Source organism: Polaromonas sp. P1_G2, from assembly GCF_056405515.1.
In genome coordinates this window covers 1-432 of record NZ_JBFUBY010001272.1, presented here as the reverse complement: position 1 = coordinate 432, position 432 = coordinate 1, and the positions used below count along the sequence as shown (strand labels likewise).

Below are 432 nucleotides of genomic sequence, written 5' to 3'. Positions count from 1 at the left end.
GGCTGTTGGCATCAATGTCACGGCCTATAAGATCTGGGGTTTTGCGCTGTCCGGCTTTCTCGCCGGCGTGGCGGGCGGGCTGCTGGCCGGCAATCTCCAGCTTCTCGATGCACGATCCTTCCCGCCGGCGGAATCGGTGATGATCTTTGCACTCACCATCGTCGGCGGCGCATGGCATTGGTATGGCGCGGTGATCGCAGCTTTGCTCTATCGTTTCGTGCCGGCACTGCTCAACGACCTCGGCGTCAATGGCGACGCCGCCTTCATCATTTTCGGCGGCGCGCTGATCCATGCGCTGACGACCGCGCCGCGCGGCATTGCCGGCCAGTTGACCGATCTCGTCGGCCGGATCACCGGCAAGGAGAAGCGACCATGATCGCCATCCGCGACATCACCGTGACCTTTGGCGGCGTCACCGCGCTCAATGCGCTG

The 432-nt window shown here is 63.7% G+C and carries 1 protein-coding gene; it reads left to right on the top strand.

Annotated features, from left to right (window positions below; genetic code table 11):
• A partial coding sequence (locus AC1D0P_RS30105; RefSeq protein WP_477680081.1) for an ABC transporter permease subunit occupies positions 1 to 376 on the top strand: 376 nt, incomplete at its 5' end.
• Between the last annotated feature and the right edge of the window lie 56 nt (positions 377 to 432).